Raw genomic sequence first — 2,771 nt, 5'->3', positions numbered from 1 at the left:
CGCTCTTTCCGTAAACATAGACTCCGGCGTAAAATGGATTCTTGAGAACCGCGATGACGTTGCGATAACGAATCGGCATCCATTCGAAGCTGGTCATGCAGCCTTCGTCGGAGGGCCGGGGGAAATGGATCTGATCGGTCTTCATCGAAAGCAATACCTGGCGCGCGCTGCCAAGCTGGCGGAAGCGCGTGAAGATGAGTCGGATCACTTCTTGGAGGCGCAGGTCAGGATCAAAACCAAGTCCCACTTCGCGATGCCAGACGTAGCCGAACGGAACTGACAGTCGCAGCTCACCCCGGCTCGCCTTCGAGCGGGCGGCGTCCAGCATTCTCGCGCGGAGCACGCCCAGTTCGAACTCGCTGATGCTGCCCTTCATGCCCAGGAGCAAGCGATCATTGGGCCGGCAGGGATTGTAAACGCCGTCGAGATCGATGACGCGGGCGTCGACGAGCCCACACAATTCGAGCAGGTGATGCCAATCCCGACCGTTGCGGGCGAGCCGCGACGCGTCGAAGCACAAGACCGCACCGATCTTGCCGGCGCATAGCCATGCGACCAGGCGATCGAACCCAGGGCGCGCCACCGTCCCGCTTGCCGATCGGCCGAGATCGTCATCGATGATTTCCACGTCGACAAATCCGCGCTGGCGGGCAATGTCGACCAAGTCATATTGGCGACGCTGGCTCTCGAGATTGGTCATGACCTGGGATTGCGTCGACTGGCGCACATATACGACCGCCTTGCGTTCAAGAACGGCCGCAGGAATCAGCTCAGAGCTTGTCATCTTCAAGCTCCTCGACGTTGAGGCCGGCCGCCTGCATCAGTATCTGAGCCAGTATCAATACGACTCTGTTCCGCTCCGCGGGACTCATCGCTTCCGATCTTTTGGCGTCGAACAGCAGGTTCATCTGCCGACTCGCTATTGTCGACGGCAGCTTGGGATACGTCATGGTGATTCTCCTGAACGATTCCGGCATCGCCGCAGGAGTGTGTCGTGTTGGCGGCGCCTATCAACAGCCGCTTCAGTTCAACAAGTGCCGCGAGGTCCACGCGCGGCGTACCCATGCACATCCCGGCGCAAATGACGGGATCGAGCATCCAGTCGGCAATGGTAACGACCACGCCCGCCGGGCCCATAACGCTCAGGAATCGACCGGTTGCTCGCTGCGCTATGCGCCGGATGCCGACCTTGCAGCCAAAATAGGGATGCCAACGGTATTGCACTTCCAACTCCTGCCCGACATGGGCAGAATGAACGGGTGATGGCGCTCGGGCGAAAGGCCTGGCTGTTCTGCGGCTCTGACCGCGGTGGGCGGCGCGCGGCTTCCATGTATAGCTTGATCGTCACGGCCAAAATGAACGGCGTTGATCCGCAAGCCTGGCTCACGGACATCCTTGCCCGCATCGCCGCCCACCCAGTTCATCGTAAGCGGCGTTTCTCCCGCACCTTGTTCAGCGTGAGCTGATCGGCAACATGCGAGCCGTCATATTCAAGTTAGGTTCGCATATATGGTTGACCATATAGTTGACGCTTCGGAGCCACGGGGCCGGGTGGATATCCAAGTCGGAGCAGGGCGTCGGCGGCGGTGGAGCGACGCGGCTAAGGGGCGGATCGTGGCAGAGTCGTATGCACCGGGCGCTGTTGCGTCCGAGGTGGCGCGCCGACACGACATCTCGCCGCAACACCTGTTCGCGTGGCGCAAGGCGGCGCGTGCCGGTTCGCTGAGTTTGCCGGCGGAGGATGCGCCATTCTTCGTACCGGTGGTGTCTGAGCTGCCCGCCACTGCGACGGCCGCGGAAGCGGCAATACGGAACTCGATGACGATCAGTATCGAGATTGGCGGTGCGGTAGTGCGTGCAGCGGCCGGGGTCGACCCAGCCTGGCTGCGCGATGTGCTGCGGGCCGTGAGGGCGACGACATGATCGCGGCTTCGGCGGGCGTGAAAATCATGATCGCGACGAGGCCGGTCGACTTCCGTAGAGGTGCCGACGGTCTCGCTGCTTTGGTGCGCGAACAACTCCACCACGATCCCTTCGCGGGGACAATTTTCGTCTTTCGTTCAAAGCGGGCGGACCGTTTGAAGATTTTGGCCTGGGACGGGTCCGGGCTCGTGCTTCTGTGGAAGCGGCTGGAGCATTCTGCGTTCCGCTGGCCGCCGATCAGCGATGGCGTGATGCGTTTGTCCGCATCACAGCTCGCCGCGCTGATGGACGGCCTGGACTGGTCGCGCCTGCATGCCCGCGACATTGCTCAGCCAAGCGCAACCTCGTGAACCCTGTTGACCAATTGAATCATGTCGGCAGCAGTCTACCACAAGGGCCCGCGAATCAGATTGAGTACCGGGCGTGAGCGAGACCACGGATCAACTTCCGACTGATATCGAGGCGCTGCAGGCGCTGGTTGCGGCGGCACGCGCGGAGCGCGACGCGGCGATCGCAAAGTGCGACGCGGCTATGGTCGAACGCGACCAGGCGCTGTCGCAAATGGATCGCCTTCAGCATCTCTTGCGCCAGCTGCAACGCGCGCAGTTCGGTCGCCGCTCGGAGAAGCTCGATCCTGAGCAGTTGCAGCTGGCGATCGAGGACATCGAGCAGGCCATTGCCAGCGACGAGGCGGCTCAGGACCGGAAGGACACGGCAGGCGCACGCCAGCGCGCTGAACGGCGTCGCGCCAGCCGTGGTGCGCTTCCGGCTCATCTGCCGCATATCGACGTCACGATTGTCCCGGAGGTGACCTGCTGTCCGTGCTGCCGCGCGCCTCTGCATGTAAT

Annotated in this window: 6 protein-coding genes and 1 pseudogene; 5 read left to right on the top strand and 2 right to left on the bottom strand. The window is 62.3% G+C overall.

All coding sequences use genetic code 11. The features are described 5' to 3' along the window. Positions 1–784 (bottom strand): recombinase family protein (locus SO140_RS45375; RefSeq protein ID WP_498544147.1); only part of this gene is annotated, 784 nt, incomplete at its 3' end. After that, a complete protein-coding gene (locus tag SO140_RS45370; RefSeq protein WP_474805040.1) occupies positions 771–950 on the bottom strand; it encodes a hypothetical protein in 180 nt (59 codons plus the stop codon). The genes SO140_RS45375 and SO140_RS45370, both read right to left, overlap by 14 nt. On the opposite strand from SO140_RS45370, the gene SO140_RS45365 reads away from it, so the two are divergent. From SO140_RS45365 to SO140_RS45345, 5 genes and pseudogenes are all read left to right on the top strand, one after another. Continuing rightward, positions 949–1,263: a hypothetical protein gene (locus SO140_RS45365; RefSeq protein WP_498544149.1), complete on the top strand. Its 315-nt coding sequence runs from the start codon at positions 949–951 to the stop codon at positions 1,261–1,263. The two genes, SO140_RS45370 and SO140_RS45365, sit on opposite strands and share 2 nt — an antisense overlap. Continuing rightward, positions 1,257–1,466: pseudogene (locus SO140_RS45360) on the top strand (transposase domain-containing protein); the annotation flags it as partial. The gene SO140_RS45365 and the pseudogene SO140_RS45360, both read left to right, overlap by 7 nt. 148 nt (positions 1,467–1,614) lie before the next feature. Further along, a complete protein-coding gene (locus tag SO140_RS45355) occupies positions 1,615–1,923 on the top strand; it encodes a transposase (protein ID WP_498544146.1) in 309 nt (102 codons plus the stop codon). Continuing rightward, a complete protein-coding gene (gene tnpB / locus SO140_RS45350) occupies positions 1,920–2,273 on the top strand; it encodes an IS66 family insertion sequence element accessory protein TnpB (RefSeq protein WP_498544145.1) in 354 nt (117 codons plus the stop codon). The genes SO140_RS45355 and tnpB overlap by 4 nt, the downstream gene beginning before the upstream one ends. A gap of 73 nt (positions 2,274–2,346) precedes the next feature. Then, a partial coding sequence (locus tag SO140_RS45345) for a transposase domain-containing protein (protein ID WP_498544144.1) occupies positions 2,347–2,771 on the top strand: 425 nt, incomplete at its 3' end.

This window comes from Bradyrhizobium sp. UFLA05-108 (assembly GCF_059803455.1).
This window is presented reverse-complemented; position numbering and strand designations above follow the sequence as displayed.

Coding starts and splice junctions, on each gene's coding strand:
- SO140_RS45370 (WP_474805040.1), bottom strand. CDS start 950: ATGACGTATCCCAAGCTGCCGTCGACAATAGCGAGTCGGCAGATGAAC.
- tnpB (WP_498544145.1), top strand. CDS start 1,920: ATGATCGCGGCTTCGGCGGGCGTGAAAATCATGATCGCGACGAGGCCG.
- SO140_RS45365 (WP_498544149.1), top strand. CDS start 949: ATGGTGATTCTCCTGAACGATTCCGGCATCGCCGCAGGAGTGTGTCGT.